This is a genomic window from Vibrio sp. 2033 (assembly GCF_033339735.1).
Map to the genome: position 1 here is coordinate 1 of NZ_JAWOVC010000640.1, position 567 is coordinate 567.

The 567-nt window shown below is 47.6% G+C and carries 1 protein-coding gene; it reads right to left on the reverse strand.

Translation table 11 applies throughout. The annotated features are described in order from the left end of the window. Window positions 1-567 (reverse strand): NAD(P)/FAD-dependent oxidoreductase (locus tag R7P74_RS28230; protein ID WP_318123992.1); only part of this gene is annotated, 567 nt, incomplete at both ends.

Consider the following 567-nt stretch of genomic DNA (forward strand, 5'->3'; position numbering starts at 1 on the left):
AGACGGTCGAAACTCAACACGCCATCAGGCTTCGGATAGAGGATCTCATCGCTGTTTTCCGCCAGAATCAAAGACTGATGATCGGGATGTTCACAACGTACATTCCACTTTGCTTTGCCTTTTAACACGTTGTGTTCCAACATCGCTAAACCACCACCTAACCAAGAGCCAAAACGGTGTATTCCGCTAGAGAAGTTGCGTGCTTGATAAAGCTCTTCATATAGCCATGACTGTTTGAAATGGCTTTGGTAGTCGGCAATAACCGATTGATTTGAAATCGCTTCAAAAACGGCTTCAGCGGCGAGTATCCCCGACTTCATCGCGGTATGCGTGCCTTTGATTTTCGCGCTATTGAGCGTGCCAGCATCACAGCCAATCAATAGTCCACCCGCAAATTGTTGGGTCGGAAGGGAATGAAAGCCGCCTTTGGCAATCGCCCTAGCCCCATAGCTGATGCGCTTACCGTTTTTCAGGTACTGCTCAATCAACGGGTGATGTTTAAAACGCTGAAATTCGTCAAACGGACTCAGGTGGGGATTTTCGTAATTAAGGTCAACAATCAGGCCA